24 protein-coding genes and 1 riboswitch are annotated in these 23732 nt (G+C 61.2%); of the genes, 17 read left to right on the top strand and 7 right to left on the bottom strand.

What is annotated here, in order from left to right; all coding sequences use genetic code 11:
• Nucleotides 1-31: 31 nt before the first annotated feature.
• The 7 genes from AOZ07_RS04825 to AOZ07_RS04855 all read left to right on the top strand — a co-directional run bounded on the left by AOZ07_RS04825 (nucleotide 32) and on the right by AOZ07_RS04855 (nucleotide 7920).
• Nucleotides 32-1231 carry a glycine C-acetyltransferase gene (locus AOZ07_RS04825; protein ID WP_060700964.1) on the top strand — a complete coding sequence of 400 codons (1200 nt, stop codon included), beginning with the start codon at nucleotides 32-34 and terminating at the stop codon, nucleotides 1229-1231.
• Nucleotides 1232-1300: 69 nt separating this feature from the next.
• Nucleotides 1301-2317 (top strand): LacI family DNA-binding transcriptional regulator, encoded by a 1017-nt coding sequence (locus AOZ07_RS04830; protein WP_060700965.1) that lies wholly within the window; start codon nucleotides 1301-1303, stop codon nucleotides 2315-2317.
• A gap of 133 nt (nucleotides 2318-2450) precedes the next feature.
• A complete protein-coding gene (locus AOZ07_RS04835; RefSeq protein ID WP_060700966.1) occupies nucleotides 2451-3809 on the top strand; it encodes an ABC transporter substrate-binding protein in 1359 nt (452 codons plus the stop codon).
• A 68-nt stretch (nucleotides 3810-3877) separates the two neighbouring features.
• Nucleotides 3878-5017, top strand: a complete 1140-nt coding sequence (locus AOZ07_RS04840; protein ID WP_060700967.1) for a carbohydrate ABC transporter permease — start codon at nucleotides 3878-3880, stop codon at nucleotides 5015-5017.
• Nucleotides 5014-5961 (top strand): carbohydrate ABC transporter permease, encoded by a 948-nt coding sequence (locus AOZ07_RS04845; protein ID WP_060700968.1) that lies wholly within the window; start codon nucleotides 5014-5016, stop codon nucleotides 5959-5961. The genes AOZ07_RS04840 and AOZ07_RS04845 overlap by 4 nt, the downstream gene beginning before the upstream one ends.
• A 186-nt stretch (nucleotides 5962-6147) precedes the next feature.
• Nucleotides 6148-7338, top strand: a complete 1191-nt coding sequence (gene hutI, locus AOZ07_RS04850; protein WP_060700969.1) for an imidazolonepropionase — start codon at nucleotides 6148-6150, stop codon at nucleotides 7336-7338.
• Between the two features lie 324 nt (nucleotides 7339-7662).
• A complete protein-coding gene (locus tag AOZ07_RS04855; RefSeq protein WP_060700970.1) occupies nucleotides 7663-7920 on the top strand; it encodes a hypothetical protein in 258 nt (85 codons plus the stop codon).
• A 162-nt stretch (nucleotides 7921-8082) separates the two neighbouring features.
• Here the strand turns inward: AOZ07_RS04855 and AOZ07_RS04860 are convergent, their stop codons facing one another.
• A complete protein-coding gene (locus AOZ07_RS04860) occupies nucleotides 8083-8469 on the bottom strand; it encodes a hypothetical protein (RefSeq protein WP_194943801.1) in 387 nt (128 codons plus the stop codon).
• 38 nt (nucleotides 8470-8507) lie between these two features.
• Nucleotides 8508-9140, bottom strand: a complete 633-nt coding sequence (locus AOZ07_RS04865; RefSeq protein WP_060700972.1) for a class I SAM-dependent methyltransferase — start codon at nucleotides 9138-9140, stop codon at nucleotides 8508-8510.
• Nucleotides 9141-9237: 97 nt separating this feature from the next.
• On the opposite strand from AOZ07_RS04865, the gene tpx reads away from it, so the two are divergent.
• The gene (gene tpx / locus AOZ07_RS04870; RefSeq protein ID WP_060700973.1) at nucleotides 9238-9735 is read left to right on the top strand and encodes a thiol peroxidase; all 498 of its coding nucleotides are present in this window, start codon (nucleotides 9238-9240) and stop codon (nucleotides 9733-9735) included.
• Nucleotides 9736-9836: 101 nt separating this feature from the next.
• Here the strand turns inward: tpx and AOZ07_RS04875 are convergent, their stop codons facing one another.
• On the bottom strand, nucleotides 9837-10682 hold the full coding sequence (locus AOZ07_RS04875) for an aminoglycoside phosphotransferase family protein (RefSeq protein WP_194943802.1): 846 nt from the start codon (nucleotides 10680-10682) through the stop codon (nucleotides 9837-9839).
• 61 nt (nucleotides 10683-10743) lie between these two features.
• Here AOZ07_RS04875 and AOZ07_RS04880 point away from each other — a divergent pair, with 61 nt between their 5' ends.
• Together AOZ07_RS04880 and AOZ07_RS04885 are read left to right on the top strand one after the other, a co-directional pair.
• Nucleotides 10744-11499 (top strand): CPBP family intramembrane glutamic endopeptidase, encoded by a 756-nt coding sequence (locus AOZ07_RS04880; protein WP_060700975.1) that lies wholly within the window; start codon nucleotides 10744-10746, stop codon nucleotides 11497-11499.
• 18 nt (nucleotides 11500-11517) lie between these two features.
• Nucleotides 11518-11937, top strand: a complete 420-nt coding sequence (locus tag AOZ07_RS04885) for a GNAT family acetyltransferase (protein WP_060700976.1) — start codon at nucleotides 11518-11520, stop codon at nucleotides 11935-11937.
• 43 nt (nucleotides 11938-11980) lie between these two features.
• Here the strand turns inward: AOZ07_RS04885 and AOZ07_RS04890 are convergent, their stop codons facing one another.
• A complete protein-coding gene (locus tag AOZ07_RS04890) occupies nucleotides 11981-12625 on the bottom strand; it encodes a VOC family protein (protein ID WP_060700977.1) in 645 nt (214 codons plus the stop codon).
• Between the two features lie 172 nt (nucleotides 12626-12797).
• Nucleotides 12798-12918, top strand: a riboswitch (SAM riboswitch).
• A 90-nt stretch (nucleotides 12919-13008) separates the two neighbouring features.
• On the opposite strand from AOZ07_RS04890, the gene AOZ07_RS04895 reads away from it, so the two are divergent.
• Nucleotides 13009-14367 carry a bifunctional o-acetylhomoserine/o-acetylserine sulfhydrylase gene (locus AOZ07_RS04895; protein ID WP_060703303.1) on the top strand — a complete coding sequence of 453 codons (1359 nt, stop codon included), beginning with the start codon at nucleotides 13009-13011 and terminating at the stop codon, nucleotides 14365-14367.
• 2 nt (nucleotides 14368-14369) lie between these two features.
• Entirely contained in the window at nucleotides 14370-15503 is a 1134-nt protein-coding gene (metX, locus tag AOZ07_RS04900) for a homoserine O-acetyltransferase MetX (protein WP_060700978.1), read from the top strand.
• A gap of 86 nt (nucleotides 15504-15589) precedes the next feature.
• On the opposite strand, the gene AOZ07_RS04905 is transcribed toward metX, so the two are convergent.
• Nucleotides 15590-16447, bottom strand: coding sequence for an SGNH/GDSL hydrolase family protein (locus tag AOZ07_RS04905; protein WP_060700979.1), 858 nt, complete (start codon nucleotides 16445-16447; stop codon nucleotides 15590-15592).
• A 58-nt stretch (nucleotides 16448-16505) separates the two neighbouring features.
• Nucleotides 16506-16808 carry an SHOCT domain-containing protein gene (locus tag AOZ07_RS04910; protein WP_060700980.1) on the bottom strand — a complete coding sequence of 101 codons (303 nt, stop codon included), beginning with the start codon at nucleotides 16806-16808 and terminating at the stop codon, nucleotides 16506-16508.
• Between the two features lie 394 nt (nucleotides 16809-17202).
• Here AOZ07_RS04910 and AOZ07_RS04915 point away from each other — a divergent pair, with 394 nt between their 5' ends.
• Nucleotides 17203-18762 carry an HNH endonuclease signature motif containing protein gene (locus AOZ07_RS04915; RefSeq protein WP_084793136.1) on the top strand — a complete coding sequence of 520 codons (1560 nt, stop codon included), beginning with the start codon at nucleotides 17203-17205 and terminating at the stop codon, nucleotides 18760-18762.
• 431 nt (nucleotides 18763-19193) lie between these two features.
• A complete protein-coding gene (locus AOZ07_RS04920) occupies nucleotides 19194-19844 on the top strand; it encodes an alpha/beta hydrolase (RefSeq protein ID WP_060700982.1) in 651 nt (216 codons plus the stop codon).
• On the opposite strand, the gene AOZ07_RS04925 is transcribed toward AOZ07_RS04920, so the two are convergent.
• Nucleotides 19845-20075, bottom strand: a complete 231-nt coding sequence (locus tag AOZ07_RS04925) for an RNA-binding S4 domain-containing protein (protein WP_060703304.1) — start codon at nucleotides 20073-20075, stop codon at nucleotides 19845-19847.
• Nucleotides 20076-20255: 180 nt separating this feature from the next.
• Here AOZ07_RS04925 and AOZ07_RS04930 point away from each other — a divergent pair, with 180 nt between their 5' ends.
• The 3 genes from AOZ07_RS04930 (at nucleotide 20256) to AOZ07_RS04940 (ending at nucleotide 23686) form a co-directional block, all read left to right on the top strand.
• Nucleotides 20256-21641: a glycine--tRNA ligase gene (locus tag AOZ07_RS04930; RefSeq protein ID WP_060700983.1), complete on the top strand. Its 1386-nt coding sequence runs from the start codon at nucleotides 20256-20258 to the stop codon at nucleotides 21639-21641.
• Nucleotides 21642-21647: 6 nt separating this feature from the next.
• Nucleotides 21648-22577, top strand: a complete 930-nt coding sequence (locus AOZ07_RS04935) for a GNAT family N-acetyltransferase (protein ID WP_060700984.1) — start codon at nucleotides 21648-21650, stop codon at nucleotides 22575-22577.
• Between the two features lie 86 nt (nucleotides 22578-22663).
• The gene (locus tag AOZ07_RS04940; RefSeq protein ID WP_084793137.1) at nucleotides 22664-23686 is read left to right on the top strand and encodes a DMT family transporter; all 1023 of its coding nucleotides are present in this window, start codon (nucleotides 22664-22666) and stop codon (nucleotides 23684-23686) included.
• Nucleotides 23687-23732 lie beyond the last annotated feature (46 nt).

The following is a 23732-nucleotide window of genomic DNA, read 5'->3' on the forward strand; positions in this document are numbered from 1 at the left end:
GAATTCCCCGCACCAACAAGGAGCAACCCCCATGTATACCGACCTCAAAGACCAGCTGGCCGCCGAGCTCGACGAGCTGAAGGCCTCCGGGCTGTTCAAGGCCGAACGCCACATCGACTCCGCGCAGTCCGCCTCCATCATGGCCGGCTCGCTGGGCGCCGAAGCGCGCCAGGTGTTGAACTTCTGCGCCAACAATTACCTTGGCCTGGCCGATAACCAGCAGATCATCGACGCCGCCAAGACCGCCATGGACGAGCGCGGCTTCGGCATGGCCTCGGTCCGCTTCATCTGCGGCACCCAGGATGCGCACCTGGAACTGGAGGCCAAGCTCTCAAAGTTCCTGGGCACCGAGGACACCATCCTGTTCTCCAGCTGCTTCGATGCCAATGGCGGCGTTTTCGAGTCGCTGTTCGGCAAGGAAGATGCCATCATCTCCGACGCGCTGAACCACGCCTCGATCATCGACGGCATCCGGTTGTCCAAGGCCGCCCGCTTCCGCTACGCCAACCAGGACATGGCGGATTTGGAAACCCAGCTGCAGGCCGCCGCTCAGCTGAACGACGGGGCGGGCGCCCGCCGCACCATCATCGTCACCGACGGCGTGTTCTCCATGGACGGCTACCTGGCTCCGCTCGAGGCCATCTGCGATCTGGCCGACAAGTACAACGCGCTGGTGATGGTCGATGACTCCCACGCCGTGGGCTTCATGGGCGCCACCGGTGCCGGCACCCCGGAGCATGCCGGCGTTTCGGACCGCGTGGACATCTACACCGGAACCTTCGGCAAGGCCCTGGGCGGCGCCTCGGGCGGCTACGTCTCGGGACGCGGCGAAATCGTGGCGATGCTGCGCCAGAAGGCCCGCCCCTACCTGTTCTCCAACTCGCTGGCCCCGTCGATCGTGGCCGCAACCCTCAAGGCGCTGGAACTGGTGGCGGGCTCCGGGGACCTGCGCGACAAGCTCTTCGAGAACGCGGCGCACTTCCGCCGCCGGATGAGCGAGGAAGGCTTCGAGCTGCTGAAGGGCGAGCACGCCATCATCCCGGTGATGTTCGGCGATGCCATCAAGGCGGCCGAAGTGGCAGCGAATATGCTCGAACGCGGCGTCTTCGTCACCGCCTTCAGCTACCCGGTGGTTCCCAAGGGGGCCGCCCGCATCCGCGTGCAGCTCTCCGCAGCCCACTCGGCACAGGATATCGAGGCCTGCGTTCAAGCGTTCGTCGCCAGCCGCTGACCGGGGAAGTTGCCTGACGGCGTGTTTCAATAGGAATTACGTTTCGGCACTACCAACGGCGGAGGACTCATGGCTACCAGGGATGATGTGGCGCGCTTGGCCGGCGTATCTCCCAGTACCGTGTCCTACGTGATCAGCGGCCGGCGCACGATATCCGATGCGACCAAGGCCAAGGTCCTGGCGGCCATGCGGGAGCTGAATTACACCCCGGATGCCTTTGCCCAGGGCCTGGCCGGGTCGCGCCGCGGCATCCTGGCCCTGCACTTTCCCACCAGCGTGGACGGCTATTCCTCCACCGAATTCGAGTACGTCACCGCGGCCATGGAGCGTGCCCGCGCACTGGGCTATCACATGCTCTTGTGGTCCAACCCGATGACCGACGTGATGGGCTTGGAAAGCCTGGTCGGCCAGAAGCTGGTGGCCGGGGTGCTGCTCATGGAAGTGTCGATCAACGATCCGCGCTTTGACGTCCTGCGCCGTGCCAGCATCCCCTTCGCATCCATCGGCCGCCCCGATGACAGCGACGACCTGTCCTACGTCGATAATGATTTTGCCGAGGCCGGGCGTATCGCGGTGGATTACCTGGCCAGCCTCGGGCACCAGTCGATCATGTACATCAACGTGTCGGTCGAAGACCAGATGGCCGGAAATGGCCCGGCCATCCGCACGGCCCGGGCGATCTCGGATGCGGTGCGCGGGCGCGGCATGATCCTGCAGGAAGTCCCGGTGGAGAACAATGCCCGAGGCGGCCGCCAGGCCCTGGACGCGTACCTGAAAATGGATCAGCGGCCCACGGCAGTGCTCGCCCTGAAGGAATTTGCCACCGCAGGTTTTGTCAACGCCGCGGGCATGGCTTCGCTGCGGATTCCCGGGGACCTCTCCGTGATAGCGCTGGGCGTGGGGGATCGTTCGGCAGAGATGGTCGCTCCGGCGCTGACCACCGTTGCCCCTCCGGGGGAGCGCATTTCCCATGCGGCGGTGAATGCCCTGGTGCAAAAAATCGAGGGGCGTGCCCAGGCGGCGGTGCAGGAGCTGATCGCCCCGCTGATGGTGGTCCGGGACAGCTCGGGCCCAGCCCCGCACTGAGCGGATCCGGCAATTTCTCCGAGTGGTTCTCCGCCAACTGTTGACGCGCGTCGATGACCTGCGTCACTATTGAGGGGATCATTCGTGCCGGGCCATCTGAACTGGCAGGGCACCACTCAACGTGGAGGGCAACATGAAGAAAGCAAAACGCGGGCTGAAGTTCGCGCCGGTGATCTCGGTGGCAGCAATCAGCATGCTCCTGGCCGGCTGCTCCGGCGGGGCGGACCCCAATGACCCCAACGCCTCCGGCGGCGGCGAAGCCCAGGTAGGCAAGGCGGACGGCGTCGTCGACATCTACGGCCCGGTCACCGGCATCGAAGCGGAACTTCTTGAAAAATCCTGGGCCAAGTGGTCCGAGGACAACGACATCAAGATCCGCTACACCGGCGACAAGAACTTCGAATCGCAGATCGGCATCAAGGTCCAGGGCGGCGACACCCCGGATCTGGCGGTCTTCCCGCAGCCCGGGCTGCTGCAGGCCACCGTGGCCCAGGGCAAGGTCCAGAAGCTTCCTGAAGCCGTGCAGGCCCAGCTTCAGCAGAACTGGTCCGAAGACTGGCAGAACTACGGCAAGGTCGATGGCGTGCAGTACGGCGTTCCCCTGATGGCCAGCGTCAAGGGCTACATCTGGTACTCGCCCAAGCAGTTCGAGCAGTGGGGCGTGAGCGTTCCGAAGACCTGGGACGAAATGACCGACCTCGGCACCGAGATCTCGAAGAAGACCAGCGAGCCTGCCTGGTGCGCCGGATTCGCATCCGGCGAGGCCTCGGGGTGGCCGGGCACGGACTGGATTGAAGACGCCGTGCTGCGCCAATCCGGAACCGAGGCCTACGACAAGTGGGTGTCCGGCGAACTGGAATTCACCTCCCCGGAGATCACCAGCGCCTTTGACTCCGTTGGAAAAATCCTGCTCGATCCCCAGCAAGTCAACGCCGGCTATGGAGGCGTGAAGTCGATCAACGCCACCGCCTTCGGCGACATGGGAACGGCCGTTGCCAAGGGAACCTGCCCGCTGACCCACCAGGCTTCCTTCCTCGAAGGCTATGTGCTTGACTCCAAGAATGCCGATGGCAAGAAGGCCACCGTCGCCCCTGACGGAGATGTCTGGGCCTTTGTCGCCCCGCCGGCCAAGGCCGATGATCCCGTGTCCGTCGTGGGCGGCGGCGAATTTGTTGCCGCCTTCTCCAACGATGAAGACACCGCCAAGGTCCAGGAATACCTGGCCAGCGCGGATTGGGCCAACAGCCGCGTCGGACTCGGTGGCGTGATTTCGGCCAACTCCGGCCTTGATCCGAAGAACGCCAGCAGCGACCTGTTGCGCTCCGCCGTCGAACTGCTGCAGGACCCGAACACCACCTTCCGCTTTGACGGTTCTGATCTGATGCCCAAGAGCGTCGGTTCCGACTCCTTCTGGAAGGGCCTGGTTGATTGGATCGATGGCAAGCCAACCAAGGAAGTGCTTGAAAATATCCAGTCCGGTTATGACTCCTAGTCACTGCCTTGTTCGTCGCCAACGGCCGGGACTCCCGGCCGTTGGCGGGATTGTAGGAGCCTGAAGCCATGTCCCAATTTTTCCAGTGGCTGGCGGGCGTGCCGCCGCTAGTCCAGGTGCCGATCGTCTTGATTGCCTTCGCAATCCTGATTGCGGCGATCCTTGCCTTTGTCGAGACAGCCACCAAGGGCGGACGCGGATTCACCGTGGTGCGTTTTGCCGCCGCAGTGGTAGTTCCAGTGGCCATCTTGCTGATCCTGGGCCTGTACAACTCGGTCATGTGGGTGGCGGCGATCGCCGCAGCGCTCGGCGCCGTGCTGTTTTTAGCCGACCGTCGTTCCCGCGAGGGCGCCGGCTCGCTGCTGCAGCTCTCCGGTTTCCTGGTTCCTGCGCTGTTATTGCTGGCCATCGGCTTGATCTACCCCACGGTGAAAACCGCGATCGCCGCGTTCATGGCCAATGATGGATCAGGATTCGTCGGCCTGGGGAACTTCGCCTGGGTGTTCACCAGCCCTGACGGGGTGACCGCCCTGCTCAATACCCTGGTGTGGGTGCTGGTGGCGCCCATTATTTCCACCATCATTGGCTTGGCCTATGCGGTGTTCATCGACAAGAGCCGCGGCGAGAAATTCTTCAAGCTGATGGTGTTCATGCCCATGGCGATTTCCTTCGTTGGCGCATCGATCATCTTCAAGTTCTTCTACGACACACGCCAGGGCGATCAGATTGGCGTGCTCAACGCGGTCATCACGGCCTTCGGCGCCAAGCCGGTCGACTGGCTCGGGCTCGAACCATGGAACACCCTGTTCCTGGTCATCATCCTGATCTGGACCCAGGCAGGGTTCGCCATGGTCATTCTCTCCGCGGCCATCAAGGGCGTGCCGGCCGAGCAGCTGGAAGCGGCAGCCCTCGATGGGGCCAGCCCGTGGCAGCGCTTTGCCAACGTCACGCTGCCAGGGATTCGATCCTCCGTAGTCGTCGTCTTGACCACCATTTCCATTGCCTCGCTCAAGGTCTTCGACATCGTTTCATCAATGACCGGCGGCCGCTCGGATACAACGGTCCTCGCCTTCGAAATGGTGCGCCAGTTCCAGCTCGGGGCTCGCACCGGCTACAGCTCGGCCCTGGCGGTCATCCTGTTCATCCTGGTGCTGCCGATCATCATCTACAACGTGAGCCAGCATAAGAAGCAAAGGGGCATCCGATGAGCGCCGTTGGCGAATCCTCTCGCCGCCTCTTGGCGGCTACCGAAAAAACCAGCGGGAAGCTGCGCAAGGCGACCACATCCCGCGGGGCCACCATTGCGGCATTCATCATTGCCGCGGTGTGGACCATCCCCACTTTCGGCCTCTTTGTCTCCTCCTTCAGGCAGGCTGATGACATCAAGACCTCGGGCTGGTGGACGGCCCTGTCCAACCCGTCATTCACGCTGGAGAACTACGCACAGGCCTTCTCCTCGGGCGACAGCCTTCCGCTGTCCAAGGCGTTTTTGAATTCGCTGGTCATCACCATTCCAGCGGCGATCGTCCCGATCATCATCGCCAGCCTGGCCGCCTACGCCTTTGCCTGGATCAATTTCAAGGGGCGCAATACGCTGTTCGTCCTGGTTTTTGCCCTGCAGATTGTTCCGATCCAGATGGCCCTGGTTCCGCTGCTCCAGCTGTTCTCGGACGGCGTGAAAATCGGCGGGCTGTATATCCTGCCGGGGCTGGGCGTCAACGGATTGGATGGCGCCTATGCGAAGGTGTGGATCGCGCATACGATCTTCGCGCTGCCCTTGGCGATTTTCATGCTGCACAACTTCATCTCGGAGATCCCCGACGAGGTGATCGAGGCGGCTCGCGTGGACGGTGCAGGTCACGGAAAGATCTTCTCGAAGATCGTCCTGCCGCTGTCGATGCCGGCGATCGCTTCTTTCGGCATCTTCCAGTTCCTCTGGGTGTGGAATGACCTGCTGGTGGCAACGGTGTTCACCTCGGGCGGGGGACTGCCGATCACCAAGGCGCTCCAGGATCTCTCGGGAACCTATGGGCAATCCTGGGAGCTGCTCACCGCCGGTGCGTTCATCTCGATGATCATTCCGCTGGTGGTCTTCTTCGCCTTGCAGCGCTACTTCGTGCGTGGACTGCTGGCGGGTGCCACCAAGGGCTAGCCGAAACCGCAGCTGCAGCGAGGGCCCCGGATCCCCGGGGCCCTCATTCTGTCTGAAATCCCGGATCTCAATGGCCATCGCAGAGGCCGCAGCCGAGGCTCGGGCCAGTAGGCTCGTCAAAGGAGAACATCCACGGATTTTGCGATGCCCTCGCAACGGGCTGCGCTGAACAAGAGAGGTCGCCATATGGGTACGACATTGCTGACGAATATCGGGCAACTGGTCACCGTTGATGCCGCGGGCAGCGTGCTGGAGCATGCCGCCATGCTGATCCGCGAGGACCGGATCGAATGGATCGGCGTGGCAGCCGATGCACCAGCGGCCGATACCGTTCACGACCTGTCGGGCCGCACCGTGCTGCCAGGCTGGGTCGACTCGCACAGCCACCTGATTTTCGGGGGCGACCGCGCCGAAGAGTTTGTTGCCCGCATGGCCGGCCAATCCTATGCAGCCGGCGGAATCGCGGTGACCACCTCGGCCACCAGGAGCCTCAGCGATGAGGAACTGACTGGCCTTGTTGCCGCCCGCCGCGCCGAGGCCCTGTCCATGGGGACCACATGGATGGAAACCAAGACCGGTTATGGCCTGGAACTATCGGAGGAAAGCCGCCATGCGCGCCTGGGCGCACCCATTGTCGATACCCTGACCTTCCTCGGCGCCCATCTGGTTCCCGCTGGCGCTGATGCCGATGAATATACCGACCTTGTCTCCGGCCCCATGCTTGAGGCCGTCGCACAGGACATCGACTTTGTTGATATCTTCTGCGAGCGCGGTGCCTTCAATGAAGACCAGACCCGCCGCGTTCTGCAAGCAGCGCAAGATCGGAATCTGGCAACCAAGGTCCACGGAAACCAGCTGGGCCCAGGCCCGGGAGTGAAGCTTGCCGTGGAATTCGGCAGCCATTCGGTGGACCACGTCAATTACCTTGAGGACTCGGATATCCAGGCGCTCGCCGGAAGCTGGGCCGATTGGGACCGCACGACTCGTTCCGGAAAGCCCGGGACCGTCGCCACCTGCCTGCCGGCCTGCGACTTGTCGACCCGGCAGCCGCTGGCGCCAGGGCGCGAGCTGCTGGATGCCGGGGTGGGCATCGCGCTGGCCAGCAATTGCAATCCCGGAACCAGCTACACCAGCAACATGAACTTCTGCGTGGCCACCGCGGTGTTGCAAATGAACCTGTCCCTGGCCGAGGCCATCGAGGCCGCCACCTACGGCGGAGCGCTCGCACTGGGCATCGCCGACCAGGTGGGCTCCATCGAGGTGGGCAAGCGCGCTGACCTGCATGTTCTTGATGCGCCGGCAGCTGCGCATCTGGCCTACCGTCCGGGAATGAACCTGACCCATAGTGTCTACCGGGCTGGGGAGCTGGTTAGCTGAGATGTAGGCCAGAGGGTTGCAACCAATTTTTGGAAGTGCATAGTGATTGTTACGCGTTATTTACCGTAGATCTCTGCTCGAATATTTTCCGCGATCAGTTCTACTACGACTTTGGCGCTCGCCAAATTTGAGATGTAGATAATAGTGGCATTTCACCTGAAACGGACAATGATCGGAATGTGGCCAAAAAACAAATAGGCGCAATATCTTCGCTCAAAGCGAGGAAGCTTATCTTCGTCGCTTACAAGAAATCGAAGCTTCGGCTCTCGGCCCCGAAGACTGGGGTCCCTCGCTAAAAATATTGGCAAAGGGCAGGCCGGGTTCATGGGCTATGCTGCAAAAAGTAGGTTCGCAGATCATTACATTGTCTTAGATGTCGATGGGCTGCCCACTCAAAGCGGACGACGGGAACGCACGATTGATTGGGTTGAAGCAGAGCAGGCAGAACTTTTAAGACAAATTAATGGCTATTGGCTGGTGTTCTTGAGGATTTCTGACAGTCAGGAAGAAATGTCGTCGGGGGAGAGCGAACATTGGTTTGAAACAATGTCCGCATTGAACGACTTCTTGCAACCGATGTAGATCGCTTGGTATCCCGCTTTGCAGGGATATCAGATGATCGATGGCGTTGGCTTCTACTCTCCGGATTGGCGCTGCGGTGCCGAAACTGCCTAGGCACCTGTTTTTCCAAATAGACGTCGGAGTGTAGTTCCGCAGACTATTGTCGATCTGGTTTGGAAGGTCCTAGCCTATAGAGCCATGGCCCAGAATCTTCCACAGGCGGTCGCGTTCAGCGCCCGCCATGAGATTTGCTTCAAAACTTGCTTCGACTTGCGTTTTTGGATCGATCACCAATACGTAGCCATCGCGTAGTTCATTGGCTGTGTACCAGCCTGGGCCGTAGTCTTCTTCAACGAAATCGTGCTGGCCATCTATCCAGTGCGTTTGCCACCACATCTGTTCTTGCTTCTCCCAGAAAATGGGGAATGAGCGCATAATACTTACTGAAGTCGTCAACCATCCTCGGAGCTGGCCATCTTGCTTCAGTTCCCAGACCGCGTCTCGAAAAGTATCCAACTCGGGATTTCGTGGCCAGTCACTGTCATCGAACCACTTGTCTATCAAACGCACATCATCAATGGTATCGATCCTAATGACAAGTAGCTCGGTCAGGCAGGCAAGACGAAGATTCCATCCGGTGCCTTGAAACCGGTTCGCTTCTGATCTTGGGCATAGATACTGACGGACCATTCGGCTGTCGAATCAAATGGCGAAAGATGCCAATCGGAGAACCGACCAACGAGTTGCAATCGTGAATCAGCGAACAGGTCGTCTTGATCGACTGTTCCACCTCGTGCCCGTGCGGTGGATCCGATGACCATAACTCCAGTGTCGTTGAGCAGCTCTTGAGCAATGGCGGACAGCTTGCGAAACTCTTTGGTGGACAAGAATGCGGGTACGTTACCGGCGAGCACAATGGCGTCAAAACTGATCGGTAGGCCGTGTGCATGCCTGACCTCGGCTTGCAGTTCATCAACGGCCAGTTGGGTAAACCATGCATCGTTAAAGAGTTCACCAGCCACCTTGAGAACCTGTGGTGTCGGATCAATTCCGAATGCTTGGTGACCTCTTTGGCGTAGGGCGTTGACCGTATTGCCGATGCCGCAACCGATGTCCAGGATTCTTGAGCCACGTGGACACAACATATCTACAAAACGTGCTGCAGTCTCAAGATCCGTCCCCGTTAGGGTCATGTTGCGCATCTTCGCTGCATAGGAATCGTAGTCCTTGCTCAAACTCATGGTCGCAAGTATTCCATGAGCTGCCAGCCTTCGACTTGTTCATGCCGGTTCACGGAAAATCTGGCAGTCAAATAGGCATTCGTGATAAACAAGAACCATGGCTAATACTGCTTTTAAGGGAACTCCCGTACAGACCATTGGTGAACTGCCAGCCGTAGGCTCGCAGGCACCATCATTCACCCTCACCGACACCGGCCTTGCTGATGTCACCAGCGAGTCGCTGGCTGGCCGCCGCGTTGTCCTGAACATCTTCCCATCGGTTGATACCGGCGTATGCGCTGCCAGCGTTCGCCGCTTCAACGAACTGGCTGCCGGCCTGGAGAACACCACCGTTGTGTGCGTATCCGCTGACCTGCCATTCGCGCTGGGCCGCTTCTGCGGTGCCGAGGACATCGAGAACGTCACCGCCGCTTCGGTCTTCCGTTCGGACTTCGGTTCGGACTACGGCGTCACCCAGATCGACGGCCCGCTCGCTGGCCTGCTGGCCCGTTCGGTAATCGTCCTGGATGAGACCGGAAAGGTGGCCTACACCCAGGTCGTTCCGGAAATCACCACCGAGCCAGACTACGATGCAGCTATCGCAGCCCTGGGCTAATCGCCTTTTGCATCACTGGTGATGCTTGCCAAGGCCCATCCGAGCATCGAGCTTGGATGGGCCTTTGCTGTCCCCGAGGGAGGGGTGCCAATGATCGGGCATCAGTTCCCGGCAGCCTGCGCGGCGTTCAAAATCCGCGGCCCGATCTTGCGCATGAGCTTGTCGATTCTGGGATTGTCGGTGCGCGACAGGGTATCGGAGAGCCGCTCCAGGCTCATCAGCCCAAGCCAGATCTTCGCCCGATGGGCTTCGTCGGGAGTCGGCGCGATCAGATCGGCCATCTCCAGGCCATGCCACAGGCTCAGGTAGGCGGTGTTCAGCGCCGGATCCCAGGCGGCAGCCAGATCCCAGTCCAGGATGCCGACCAGCTCCTGGGCAACCCAGTGCATATTGTGCCCGGCCAGATCGCCGTGGACCAGCCCCGGCGGCACCTGGGCCAGCGAATCAAGCTGGGCCCACAGGGTTGTAGCCGCGCCACGCAGTGGATCGGGCAAGGCGTCGAAACACCGCTGCTGGCGTTCATCGGTCCACGGGCCGCGGAAGGCAAAGGGCGCCGCCAGGTATTCGCTGATCGGTTCCAGGCTAATGGCCGCCAAATCGTTGACCAGCTTCCCCAAGACCTTCGGATCCCCGTAATGCGGCTCATGGGCACTGCCCGGGATGAAGGACATCGCCACCGAGCCCAGGCCGCCGACCTGCAGGATCCGGGAAGTGGCCACCGGAATCCGGTAATCCAGCTGGCCTTCGAGCCGCTGCAGCAGCTTCACCGAGCGCGGCATCTGCCCGGTGGCTTCTTCGGTGCGTGCCATGCGGATCACCGAATGCGGGTTGGCGATCACCACCTTGTGGAACTGCCCGCCCTCGTTGACTCCGGCATTTTCCCAGGACAGCTCGGGACATAGCTGGCGGGCAATGGACAGTTCTTCCATGGTGGCAGGACGGCTCACTGATGCTCCTTTAATTCGCTGTCTTCAGGCTACCTCAGCCCGCGCACAGCCTGATCAGCCTATGATCGAGAACGTGAATGCCAAGATCCTGAAATTCGAGATCGCCCTGGTGCTGGCCCTGTCCCTGGGGCAAAGCGCGATCTATTCGATCCTGAGTTTTGCCGACAAGGCCACCAGGGCGCCGCTGCGCGAGCAGACGACCTCGCTGAACAACCCGTTGAGCACCCGCGAATTTTTCGACTTCTCCTATCAGCTGCTGGACATCGTCTTTGCGCTGGTTCCGGTGCTGCTGGCCCTGTACCTGATGAAACGCAGCACCGGGCGGGGAGTGCGGGAGATCGGTTTTGACCTGCGCGCCCCGGGCAAGGACGCCTTGTTCGGCGCCGGGCTGTTTCTGGCCATGGGGCTTGGCACCCTGGGCGTCTACGCGGCAGGCCGGGGGCTGGGCATCACCACCGCGATTTCCGCGGCCAACCTGGGGGACTACTGGTGGAGTGTGCCGGTGCTGCTGCTCTCCGCGGTGCGCCATGCGGTGCTTGAAGAAGTGCTGATGCTCGGCTTCCTGTTCAGCTATGCGAAGAAGCTGAACCTGGGGTTGTGGACCACGATCATTGCCTCGGCGGTGATCCGCGGCAGCTACCACCTGTACCAGGGCGCGGGGCCGATGATCGGCAATATGCTCATGGGCGTGGTCTTCGGCTGGGTCTACCACAAGTACGGGCGGGTGATGCCGCTGGTGATCGCGCACTTTATGCTCGACGCCATCGGCTTTGTCGGATATGCCCTGATCGGCCCGGCGATCGGGATCGGCGCCTAGCGCGGATACACTGCAGGAATGAAGATTTCAGTGCTGGCTGCGCAGCAGATTCCCGAAGCCGTTGCGCTCTGGGACGCCACCGAGCTGACCCGGCCGTGGAACGACCCCTGCGCCGATACCCTTCGAGCCTTGGAAACCTCTACCTCGACGGTGCTGGCGGCGAGCGAGGGTTCACAGGTGATCGCCACCGCGATGGTCGGACATGATGGGCACCGCGGCTGGCTCTATTATGTGGCAGTGGACCCGCGGCGGCAGGGCAGCGGACTGGGCGCCCAGATGGTCCAGGCCGCCAGTGATTGGCTCACGCAGTGCGGCGTGCCCAAGGTGCAGCTGATGGTGCGCGAGGAAAATGCCGCGGTGCGCGGCTTTTACGAGCGGCTGGGATTTGAAGACCAGCACGTCCTGGTCCTGGGCAAGCGCCTTGATGCCAGCGCATAAAAAATGGCAGGCGGGGACGCCATTGTCCCCGCCTGCCGACGTACTACAACACCACAGGACCGTTCTGCGTTTCAAAGGTCACCGACAAGATGCCCGGGGTGCCATTGGGCGCCTGGTAGTCCATGGTCACCGCGCCGAGGTGCACGTTCTGGGGCTGGCCCAGCCATTCCAGGACCCGATCGCGCGACCCGGCGATCGAGATCCCGCTGATCTCCCCGGTGGGCTCCAGGGCCTTGGAAGGATGCAGGTCCTTGGCTTCCTCGTCCCAGGAGATCAGGTAGGGGCACTGCGGGTCGGCGATCAGGCCCTTGATGCCGATCTGCTGCCAGGTCAGCTCTCGGCCGTCGGGGAATTTGCGGTTGCCCGGAACCGACTTGCGGCCCAGGCGGTCTTCGGCGCTGGATAGATCGTCCACCGAAACGCACCAGCCCATCCAGCCGCCGCCGAGCTCCGAACGGGCCCGCACCGCCTGGCCGAAGGGGGCCTTGTCGCTGGCCGGGTGGTTGAGCACCTCGACCACTTCGAGGTACTGGCCATGCTTGAGCGGGAAGATGACATTGCGTGTCCCGAACCTGGAATGCACGCCTCCCTTGACGAATTCCAGGCCGAGCGACTCGGAGATTCTTTGCGCGGTTGGCAGCAGCCCATCCGGGCCACAGGCATAACTAACGTGATCTAGCCTCATCATGTGCCCATCATGACAACATGTGACCGCAGTCTCTACTTAGGCGACCCTAAGATTTTTGGCGGAATCGAATTCCCTGCGGCAAAAGCGCCATGGATGTGAAATATGACCGATTGAGACCATTTTGCAGTGCCCGCATTGCAAAAATCTTCGGTTTTCGGGCACACTGGAAACAGGTCATGAGTCCCAGTAACAAGCCCCGGCTTACTGGGCGGCAACCCTCCAACCGCGGTGGGGTGCCCCGGGTGAAGACCTGGCCCCCAGGTGCACAAGGCAGCTGGGGACAAGCGCGGGTAACCCTGGAAGGCTTCGTGGCGAGGTCTTTCCTCTCGGTGTCTTCTCAGTGGTCTACCCCCAAAGTCGCATGAACTATTTTGGAGGAAACCATGAGCAGCAACTGGTCATTTGAAACCCGTCAGATCCACTCCGGGCAGACCCCGGATCCCGCCACCGGAGCGCGGGCCTTGCCGATCTTCCAGACCACTTCCTTTGTCTTCCCGACCGCGCAGAGCGCTGCCGCGCGCTTCGCGCTGCAGGAGCTGGAACCGATCTACACCCGCATCGGCAACCCGACCACCGACGCGGTGGAAACCCGGATCGCCGATCTGGAAGGCGGCGTAGGTGCCCTGCTGCTCTCCTCGGGCCAGGCAGCCACCACCTTCGCGATCCTGAACCTGGCCGAGGCCGGCGACCACCTGGTGGCCAGCCCCAGCCTCTACGGCGGAACCCAGAACCTGCTCAAGCACACGCTCAAGCGCCTGGGCATCGAGGTCACCTTCGTGGCCGACCCGGATAACCTGCAGGACTGGCGCGACGCGGTCCGCCCGAACACCAAGGCCTTCTTCGGCGAAACCATTTCCAACCCGCGCCAGGACGTGCTGGATATCGAGGAAGTCGCCAAGATCGCCCACGAAAATGGCGTGCCGCTGCTGGTGGACAACACCCTGGCCACCCCGTACCTGATTCGCCCGATCGAATTCGGCGCCGACATCGTCATCCACTCGGCCACCAAGTTCCTGGGCGGGCACGGCAATGCGATCGCCGGGGTGATCGTGGACTCGGGCAACTTCGACTTCGCCCAGGACCCGGAGCGCTTCCCGGGCTTCAACACCCCGGACGAGTCCTACAATTCCCTGGTATTCGCCCGCGATCTGGGCGTGAACGGCATTCTCGGTGCCAACTTGGCCTACATCCTCAAGGCGCGCGTGCAGCTGCTGCGCGACCTGGGCGCCTCGGTCTCCCCATTCAACGCCTTCCTGATCGCCCAGGGGCTGGAAACCCTGTCCCTGCGCATCGAGCGCCATGGCGAAAATGCGCGCGAGGCCGCCAGCTGGCTCGAGGCCCGCGCCGAGGTGCAGAAGGTCGCCTATGCCGGCCTGGCCTCCTCGCCATGGTTCGAGCGCGCCAAGAAGTACAGCGATCACGGTGCCGGCTCGATCATCGCCTTCGAACTGGCTGGCGGCGCGGCGGCCGGCCAGGCGTTTGTGGACGCGCTTGAGCTGCACTCCCACGTGGCCAACATCGGCGATGTCCGCTCGCTGGCCATCCACCCGGCCTCCACCACCCATGCGCAGCTGTCCGAGGCCGACCAGATCGCCGCCGGGGTGAGCCCGGGACTGGTCCGGATCAGCGTGGGTCTGGAAAATATCAAGGACATCCTGGCCGACCTGGAACTGGGCTTCAATGCTGTTGCCGCCCTGGGCGACTCGGCCGGGGCTAACAAGGAATTGCAGGAAACCCTCTAGGCATGGCATCCATTGCAACCACCGAAGAACCACAGCTCGCCGAGGGCCGGGACGGCATGATGCGCCGCAGGGCCGTCGGCGGGCACCACTTCGAATTCGGCGGCTACCTGCCACAGGTAGAGCTGGCCTACGAAAGCTGGGGCACCCTCGATGCCGACGGCTCCAACGCCGTGCTGGTGATGCATGCGCTGACCGGCGACGCCCACGTCGCCCAGGGCGATTCGCGCAGCGCCGGCTGGTGGGACGGGTTTGTCGGCCCCGGGGCCACCATCGATACCAGCAAGTACTTCGTTCTCGCCGTGAACATGATCGGCGGCTGCAATGGTTCCACCGGCCCGTCGTCGCCCGACGAGCATGGCGTGCCCTATGGATCGCGCTTCCCCTTTGTCACCATCAAGGACGCGGTGCGCCTCGAAGCGCGCCTCGCACAATTGCTGGGCATCACCTCCTGGCATGCGGTGATTGGCGGGTCGATGGGCGGGGCGCGCGCCTTGGAATACGCCGTCGAGTTCCCCGAACAGGTCAAGAACCTGGTGGTGATGGCCTCGTGCGCCCAGGCCACCGCGGAACAAATCGCTTTTGCCCAGGTGCAGACCCAGTCCATCCGGCTGGATCCGAACTTCAACGGCGGCGATTACTACTCCAGCGGTGCGCGGCCGGATGAAGGCCTGGGCCTGGCCCGGCGCCTGGCGCACATCACCTATCGTTCCGAGGCCGAGCTCCAGGCCCGCTTTGGCCGGGCCGCGCAGCCCGGCGAGCAGCCTGCCGGCCAGTTCGACGGCTCGCGCGGGCGCTACCAGGTGGAAAGCTACCTGGATCACCAGGCGGCCAAGCTGGTGAATCGTTTTGATGCCAACAGCTACCTGCTGCTCACCGAGGCGCTGATGAGCCATGACGTGGCTCGTGGCTACGAATCGCTGGGCGTCGCACTGGCTCGGCTTGAAAAGGTCAATGTGGTGGTGGCCGCGGTGAGCTCGGACCGGTTGTACTTCCCGGAGCAATCCGAACAGCTGGCCGCTTCCCTGGCCACCCCCACGCCGGTGCACTACATCGATTCGCCGATCGGCCACGATGGCTTCCTCACCGATGCAAGCCAGCTCGAAGGCGTTTTGCGCGGCCTGGTTTTCAGCCGCTAGATCAGCACCGCGAAGGGACAGCCCCACCAGTTTTCGGTGGACGCTGTCCCTTCATGCTGTACTGCCACAGTGCTGCTGCAGTGCTACTACTGCGCGCTGTCGCCGGCGCCCAGGGAATCGTTGGGTTTTGGCGCGGTGAACGGCACCGCAGAAGGGCGCTTCGGGGTGATTCCGTCGCCCGAGGACTGATGGCGCAACCGGCGCAAGACCCACGGAGCCAGGTGCTCGCGTGCCCACTGCAGGTCTTCGATCCGCGCCTCCCGCCAGCTTCGAACATCCGCCACGGGTGCCACCTCGGTGTCGATCGAGTGGGGCACGTTCAGGGAATCCAGGGCCATGGCCGCAATCCGCTGATGGCCCAAGGGGGAGAAGTGCAGGCGATCCGGTGCCCACATCTGCGACTGGTGCAGTTCGCGCAAAGCCCACATGTCGGCCACGATCGCGTCATAGCGCGCTGCCACGGTGCGGATATTCTCGTTGTAGATCGCCACCTTGCCGCGGATGCTGCCCAGCACCGGCGTATCGCGAATATCCGGACCGGTGACGATCAGCAGCGTCGCACCCGTCGCGCTCAGCTCGGCCACCGCTCCGTCGAGAATATCGGCGATCTTGTCCGGATCCCCGCCCGGGCGCAGCACGTCATTGCCGCCTGCACACAGTGAAATCAGATCCGGCTTCAAATCAATGGCCGGAGCAACCTGCTCCGAGACGATCTGCCCGATCAACCGGCCGCGGATCGCCAGATTTGCATAGGAAAAGTCCGGAACCGTGCTGCTCAGCTCCTGGGCCAGACGGTCGGCCCAGCCCAAATGCCGGCCGGGATTTGATGGATCGGGGTCACCGATTCCTTCGGTGAAAGAGTCGCCCAAAGCGACGAAGCGACGCCATGGATGAAGTGTCTCTGTTGTGGAATCGGGAGTTTCAAGGTCTAGATCTTTAGGCACAATCTACATTGTTACCCTATGGTAACTGTCCGTCAATCAGCCTCCGGGATGATCTACTTCACCCGTCGCGCCAGTCCCTGAGTAGATCCTGGCGAGCCTGCGCGTATTCTTCGGCTGTAATCACTCCACGGGACCGGAGGCCGGAGAGCTCCTCCAATTTAGCTTCCAGGGACTGCTTGGGTGCCAACAGGCTGGATTGAGCCAATTTAGTCTTCAGGTCGGATTCGAAAGTAATCGGATCCATTCCAGCGCTTTTGATCTTGCGGTAATTTCGCGTCTGAACGTAGACGGTGAATATCACCGCGGCGACGAAGACCACCACAAACAAACCCAGGAGTATCGGCATCACTGAGAAGGACATATCAATAAAATTGGATCCTGTGGAAAACTCGTCCTCGATATATCCAAAATTGATCCCATCATCAGGAATCGACTCATCGAAATCGTTGAGGATCTCACTATTTTTCGTTGCACCTTCATTCGTAGATACCCAGCACTCTGCTGAGGAAAATTCATTGGCGTGATTAATTGCATCTTATTACTAGCCAAACATGAAAAGTAGCTTCGAACACTCGATGGGTGAAAGATTTACCATTTCGCAATCACACATGACTGGGCACTGGAGACCTGCCGACTGGCTAGCCGTGGCAACGCCCGAATTCATGACGAGAAATTCAAGAAAAAAATTTCTGATCTCTGTCCACATTCCGTGATAATCAGGGCCAAACTGTCGGTGCCTGGCGGGAAAATTAAATATGGGAAATCCAGAATTTACAGAAGAATATGACGATGAACATCGTCTGCCGTTGCTGCCTCCGGGCGCACGCAAGGAATCGCACGCGGATTCATTCTTTGCGAGCCATATTGAGCATCAACTGTTTAATGGACCGATGATGAATACAGCGGCCGAGCTTTTTGATGCCGGCCCGGTTTCCGGGGCTGCCGATGCCCTGGGTCGGTTGAAGAAGATTCAGCGGATGCACAGCCATCTTGAAGGGCTTACTGCCACTTTGCTGGCTGACACAGTTGAACAGATTGGTGAAGGATTCTCCGACACCCTTGCTGAATTGCGATCCGACTCGCCTGAGGAGGCTCGCGAAGCTGAGCGCAGCGCCGGATACTATCGTGTCGACCCCGGCGATGAGCAGATGATCAACTCCAACTTCATTGCTGAAGCAGCCATCGCCTTGAGGGAAACTCCGCAGATGGTTAGCAAGCGAATGTTCTATGCAAAGGGATTGCGCTACGTCTGCAAAGACACCCTGATGGCGTTAGCTGCTGGGGAGATTACCTTGAAAGCCGCTCGCTTCTTGGTAAAAAGCGCCCAGGATCTCACTCCAGAACAAATCGAGATCATGGAGCACATCCTGCTGCCCGCTGCTAAAACGGCTAGTGATGATTCCATTTATCAAAGGGCCCGGCGGTTTCACGATCGGATGAACCCGGAGTCAGCTGAAGAACGCCACAGGAAATCAGAAGCTTCGCGCAAAGTCTCGTACTGGATAGATGATGACAGCGGAATGGGCACCATCAAGCTCAATCACCGTGCAGACGTAATCAAGTCAATAGCCAGTACGCTTCGCTGGGCGGCGGACCAGGTTAATGACCCCGATGACGAGCGCACCAGCGATCAGCTGATGGCGGATTTGTACGCTGACGCATTGATCAACGGTTGGCCAGGCAGCGAAGGAACTCCACTGAAGCCGCGTTTGTCGATTACTATTCCGGCGCTGGACATGTTGGTAGATCCCACCAGAGCCCTTGCTGATTTGGAAGGCGTAGGACCTATCCCTGCAGGCCTGGCGCTGCAATTGGCTCAGGATGCGCCGTCTTTCCAACGCGTGCTGACTGACCCGTGGACAGGCGCAGTTATTGATGTTGAACGCAAAAAGTACAAACCCACTCAGGGAATGAAGGATTTGCTTCGGCACAGGGATGTTCACTGTTGTTTCCCCGGCTGCCGTCGCAGTGCTGACCGTTCAGAAATGGATCATATTGACGATTGGGCCCATGGTGGCAAAACCGATCGAGACAATATGCACCTGTTGTGCAAGCAGCATCAAATGTTCAAGCATGCATTAGGTTGGAAAATTCAGGCTCGGCCCGATGGAACTAGATCTTGGCTAACGCCACATGGGCTGCATGTAATTGTTACTCCAGAGAGCGTTGATGTTGTGGAGAGCTTGGATCACGTGAACGATCATTGCCCGCAGAGACCTGATCCGCGCTCTATCCCACAGGTTCAATTGAACTCAGACATCAGGAGAGTTCTCGGCTATCCGGTAGAACCGGACCCACTAGCTGACTCTGCCTGACCGGCACGGATCATCTGTGAATCGTTGAGTGACAAAAATTTTCTGTCACTACGGAATTTCAAACCACCCATAAGCACGGAACGGTGACAGCATCGATGCTGATTGCCTAAGCCCAACGCGACTTCTGGCCGTCTTCTTCGGCATAGAGGACACCTGCTGCGTCCGGGAATGAAAATTTTTTTTCAGTCAGTTCCTACTGAATTGACCAGACGCCGGCTTAGAAACCATCAACATATCCAGAGTGACAAGATTTTTCAGTCGCCGCGAATCTCGCGCGCTCTTTGTGCGCGCAATTCAGCCAACAAGTTCAATGCTGCCCGAATGAAAAACGTCGTTCACAATGTTCGTTGAAAGGAAAATTCTTTCATCTGCCGGTGATTACTGGGCAATGCGGCCGACCGCCGACTGCGGTATTCGCTAATCTTGAGCACATGACTTCATCCGAGACCGCGCCGGTCGCCATCATTTCCCGCAACGACGATTCTCGATTGGGCACGCCACTTCTGGTGTTCCTGCACGGGTACGGATCAAATGAACAAGATCTGATGGGGCTCTCGCAATACCTTCCGGAAGAGTTCACTTATCTATCGGTGCGCGCACCCTTGCAAACCGGTCCGGGATACTGCTGGTTCCCGCTGACCCAAGAAATTGATTACTCGGCCGAGGCAGTCTCACAAAGCGTGGTGGCGCTATGGGCGCTGCTGGAACCTCTGAGCAAGCAACATTCGTCGGTGACGCTGCTGGGGTTCTCGCAAGGCATGGCGATGGCAACTTCGTTGGCCCGATTCCAGCGCGACGCTATCACCGCGGTGGTGGGACTTTCCGGTTTTGCCGTTGAACCGCGCGATCTAGAGATTTTCGACGACGCAGTAGTGCAACGCAATCCCATTCCACTGTTCTGGGGCAGGGATCTGGCAGATCCGGTGATCACCCGGGACAAGATTGAATACACCCTTGGATGGGTGTCCAAGCACGCCGAGCTGACCAGCGAAACCTATCCGCAGATCGGGCACTCGGTCAGCATGGAAGAACTTGAAGACGTTAACGCGTTTCTCAAGAAGGTCGTTCTCGGGCAGAAGTGACTACTGCTGCGACGCGACCTTCACGCACTCGCCATTGACGCAGACGACGTCGCCCGGGCGAATCTGAGCTCCGCGGCGGGTGTCGACCTTGCCATTAACAGTGACGATGCCCTCAGAAATGAGCTCCTTGGCATGGATTCCGTCCTCGGCGAGGGATGCCAGTTTAAGCAGCTGGCCCAAGCGGATGGATTCGTCGCGGATTTCTAGGTCAAAAGCTTCATTGGCACTCATGGCTTCCATTCTTCCCTATCTGGGAGAGGAAGGTGCCATGATGCAGCGAAGAGCGGGGAAGTTCACTTTCGCGTTACCCGCATCCGCTTAGTCTCAGAGCCGTGGAAACGATACCCTTGAACGGTATGTATTTTTCTACGGACCGCAACCAGCGGCCTCGTAATTTCCATTGGAGTTGATATGGCGCCACAGTCCAAGCTAGATCAGGTAATTTCCCTCGCAAAGCGTCGAGGCTTCGTTTTCCAGGCTGGTGAGATTTACGGTGGTTCCCGTTCCGCATGGGATTACGGACCCCTGGGCACCGAGCTGAAGGAAAACATCAAGCGCGAGTGGTGGCAGAACTTCGTTCGCGGCCGCGAAGACATGGTTGGCCTGGACTCGTCGATCATCCTGCCAAAGGCTGTCTGGGAAGCATCCGGACACGTTGCGACCTTCACCGACCCGCTGGTCGAGTGCATCCAGTGCCACAAGCGCCACCGCCAGGATCACCTGATCGAGGCCTTTGAAGCAAAGAAGGGCCGTCCGGCCAAGGACGGCATGAGCGAGATCGCTTGCCCGGATTGCGGAACCAAGGGCCAGTTCACCGAACCCCAGATGTTCTCCGGTCTGATGAAGACCTTCCTGGGTCCAGTGGATTCTGAAGCGGGCCTGGCCTTCATGCGCCCAGAAACCGCGCAGGGCATCTTCGTGAACTTCGCCAACGTGCTCACCGCGAGCCGCAAGAAGCCGCCATTCGGCATCGGCCAGGTTGGCAAGGCCTTCCGCAACGAGATCACCCCGGGCAACTTCATCTTCCGCACCCGCGAGTTCGAGCAGATGGAAATCGAGTTCTTCACCGCGCCGGAAGATGCGCCGAAGTTCTTCGACCAGTGGGTCAAGGATTGCTGGGCATGGTTCCTGGACCTGGGCATCAAGGAAGAAAACCTGCGCCAGTTCGACGTGCCAGAAGACGAGCGCGCGCACTACTCGGCCGGCACCATCGACTTCGAGTACCGCTTCGGCTTCCAGGGTTCGGAGTGGGGCGAGCTCATGGGCGTTGCCAACCGCACCGACTACGACCTGTCCAGCCATGCCAAGGCTTCGGGCGCCGAGCTGTCCTACTTCAACCAGGCCACCGGCGAGCGCTATACCCCATACGTGATCGAGCCTTCCTTCGGCCTGACCCGTTCCATGATGGCCTTCCTGGTCGATGCCTACACCGAGGACGAGGCACCGAACACCAAGGGCGGCGTGGACAAGCGCACCGTGCTCAAGCTCGATCCGCGCCTGGCTCCGGTCAAGGCCGCCGTGCTGCCGCTCTCGCGCAACGAGAACCTCTCGCCGAAGGCCAAGGACCTGGCCAACGAGCTGCGCAAGCGCTGGAACATCGACTTCGATGATGCCGGCGCCATCGGCCGCCGCTACCGCCGCCAGGATGAGATCGGCACCCCATTCTGCATCACCGTGGACTTCGACACCCTCGAAGACCAGGCAGTGACCATCCGCGAGCGCGACACGATGGCCCAGGAACGCGTGTCCCTGGACCAGGTCACCACCTACCTTTCCGAGCGCCTGAACGGAGCCTAGAGCCCGATGAACGAACTGGAATTCCGCGATTGGCGCTCCGGGGACGACCTGGAGCTGCTGCAGGTTTTTGGCGATCCGCGCTCGCCGCAGGCCCACCAGGATCGCACCATGCTGCGGGAGAATAGCGATGCGCCGTTCTCCCGCACGCTGGTGGCCAGCGTTGATGGCGTGGCCATCGGCGCCGGCGTGGTCTTCGCTTCTTCGCTGCACCCGCAGCGCCTGTGGCTGTATGTCGAGGTAGCCGCCGAGCAGCGCCGCAGTGGCGTGGGCACCGCGCTGGTCGCCAAGCTGCGCCAGCAGATTCCGGCCGATCAGGCCCAGCAGCTCAAGGCCCGCTACACGGTGACCCCGGGCGACCCGGCCACCGCGGCAGCCGGCTTCTGCAAGGCACTGGGCCTGGGCGAAATCCAGGTCTCGCGCGATGTCATCCTGGAGCCCGGCGCCTTGGCCGAGCCGGTGTTCGACACCAACGACCGGGTGATCGAGGAGCTGTCCACGGGCAGCGTCGAGCTGACCAAGCTGGTCATGGACTTCTACAACAAGGTCCATGAGCAGTGGGATCCGGCCAAGATGACGGTGGGTTCGGCCCAGCGCATGCTGCTCGACGAGCACACCGGCGCCCAGGCGGCGCTGGTGCTGCGCGATAAGCCCAAGAGCCAGGGCGGGGTTCCGCTGGCCTTTGCGGTCAGCTATGTCCCGGCCCGCGAAGACGCCCCCTCGGATGTGCTGGTGGGCCACAACCCGGCCTTCAGCGATGACGAGGTGGCCGAGGCGGTGCGCGATATGGTCGCGATGCTGATCCACCAGTACCCGGTGAAGCTGGAGGTGGACTCCTCGATGTTCATCCTGGCGTCGCTGATTGATGCCTTGGCCGGCGTCGAGCAGGCCACGGTCATTTCGACCACGCACATCCTGGCCAGCGACGCAGCCAAGTAGTGCCAGCCCAAGCGGGACCCGGTTCGCCGGGTCCCGCTTTTGCCTCCTCCCGGCCCCTTCCGCCCTCCGGCACGAAAGCAGCTTGCGTGAAACCCAGCACCCTTCCGAAACCCGGCACCGCAGCGCAGCGGCGCACCGGCGGCACGTTCTTCTTCGTGCTGCTCTCCATCGCCGCCGGCCTGCTGCTGTCGACCCAATCGCGCATCAACGGGGCGCTGGGCGCGGCGCTCGGGGATGCGATCACCGCATCCACCATCAGCTTCGGGGTGGGCCTGGCGGCCCTGGTCCTGCTGGCGCTGCTGAGCCCGCCGGTGCGCGCTTCGGTGGCACAGGTGCCCGGCGCGCTGGCCCGGGGTGATTTCCCGCGCTGGTACCTGGCGGCGGGAGTCGTGGGCGCGCTGGTCGTGTTCAGCCAGGCCACCGCGATTGCGCTGGTTGGCGTGGCGCTGTTCACCGTCTGCCTGGTCACCGGGCAGTGCATCGGATCCATGGCCCTGGACCGGATCGGCTTTGGCGGGGCGCCGCCGCGCAAGATCAGCGCACTGCGCCTGCTTGGCGCCGTGCTGACCATCGCCGGGGTGATCTGGGCGGCCAGTCCGCGCGGTGCCGGCACCGACCTCTTGGCCCTGCTGCTGCCGATGATCTTTTCGGCGGTGGTGGGCGTGCTCATGGGCTTCCAATCGGCCTCCAACGGGGTGCAGGCAGCGGCCTACGGCACGGCCGCCGCGGCGGCACTGGTGAACTTCGCCACCGGCTTTGTCGTGCTGGTGGCGCTGATGCTGCTGCGCCTGCCGGCAGGGATCGGGCTGAACCCCTTTCCGGCGCACTGGTGGTACTACAGCGGCGGGCTGCTGGGCTGCCTGTTTGTGGGCATCACCGTCATGGCGATCAAGCGCCTGGGCGTGCTGGTCACCAGCCTGGCGGCCGTGGGCGGGCAGCTGATCGGATCGCTGCTGCTCGATGTCCTCGCCCCGGCCGCAGGTTCCTCGGTTTCCCCGGCGACCGTCATGGGCACGATCCTGACGCTGCTGGCCGTGGCCCTGGCTTCGCTGGCAGGCCACCGAAAGTCGACGGCAGGGAGCAGGGAAAAAACCCCGGCCCTGAACTGAGAGTTCGCGGCAGGTCACGCGTTTACCTGCCGTTTTCCTGCTGCCC

Source organism: Glutamicibacter halophytocola, assembly GCF_001302565.1.
GTDB classification, from domain to species: Bacteria; Actinomycetota; Actinomycetes; order Actinomycetales; family Micrococcaceae; genus Glutamicibacter; species Glutamicibacter halophytocola.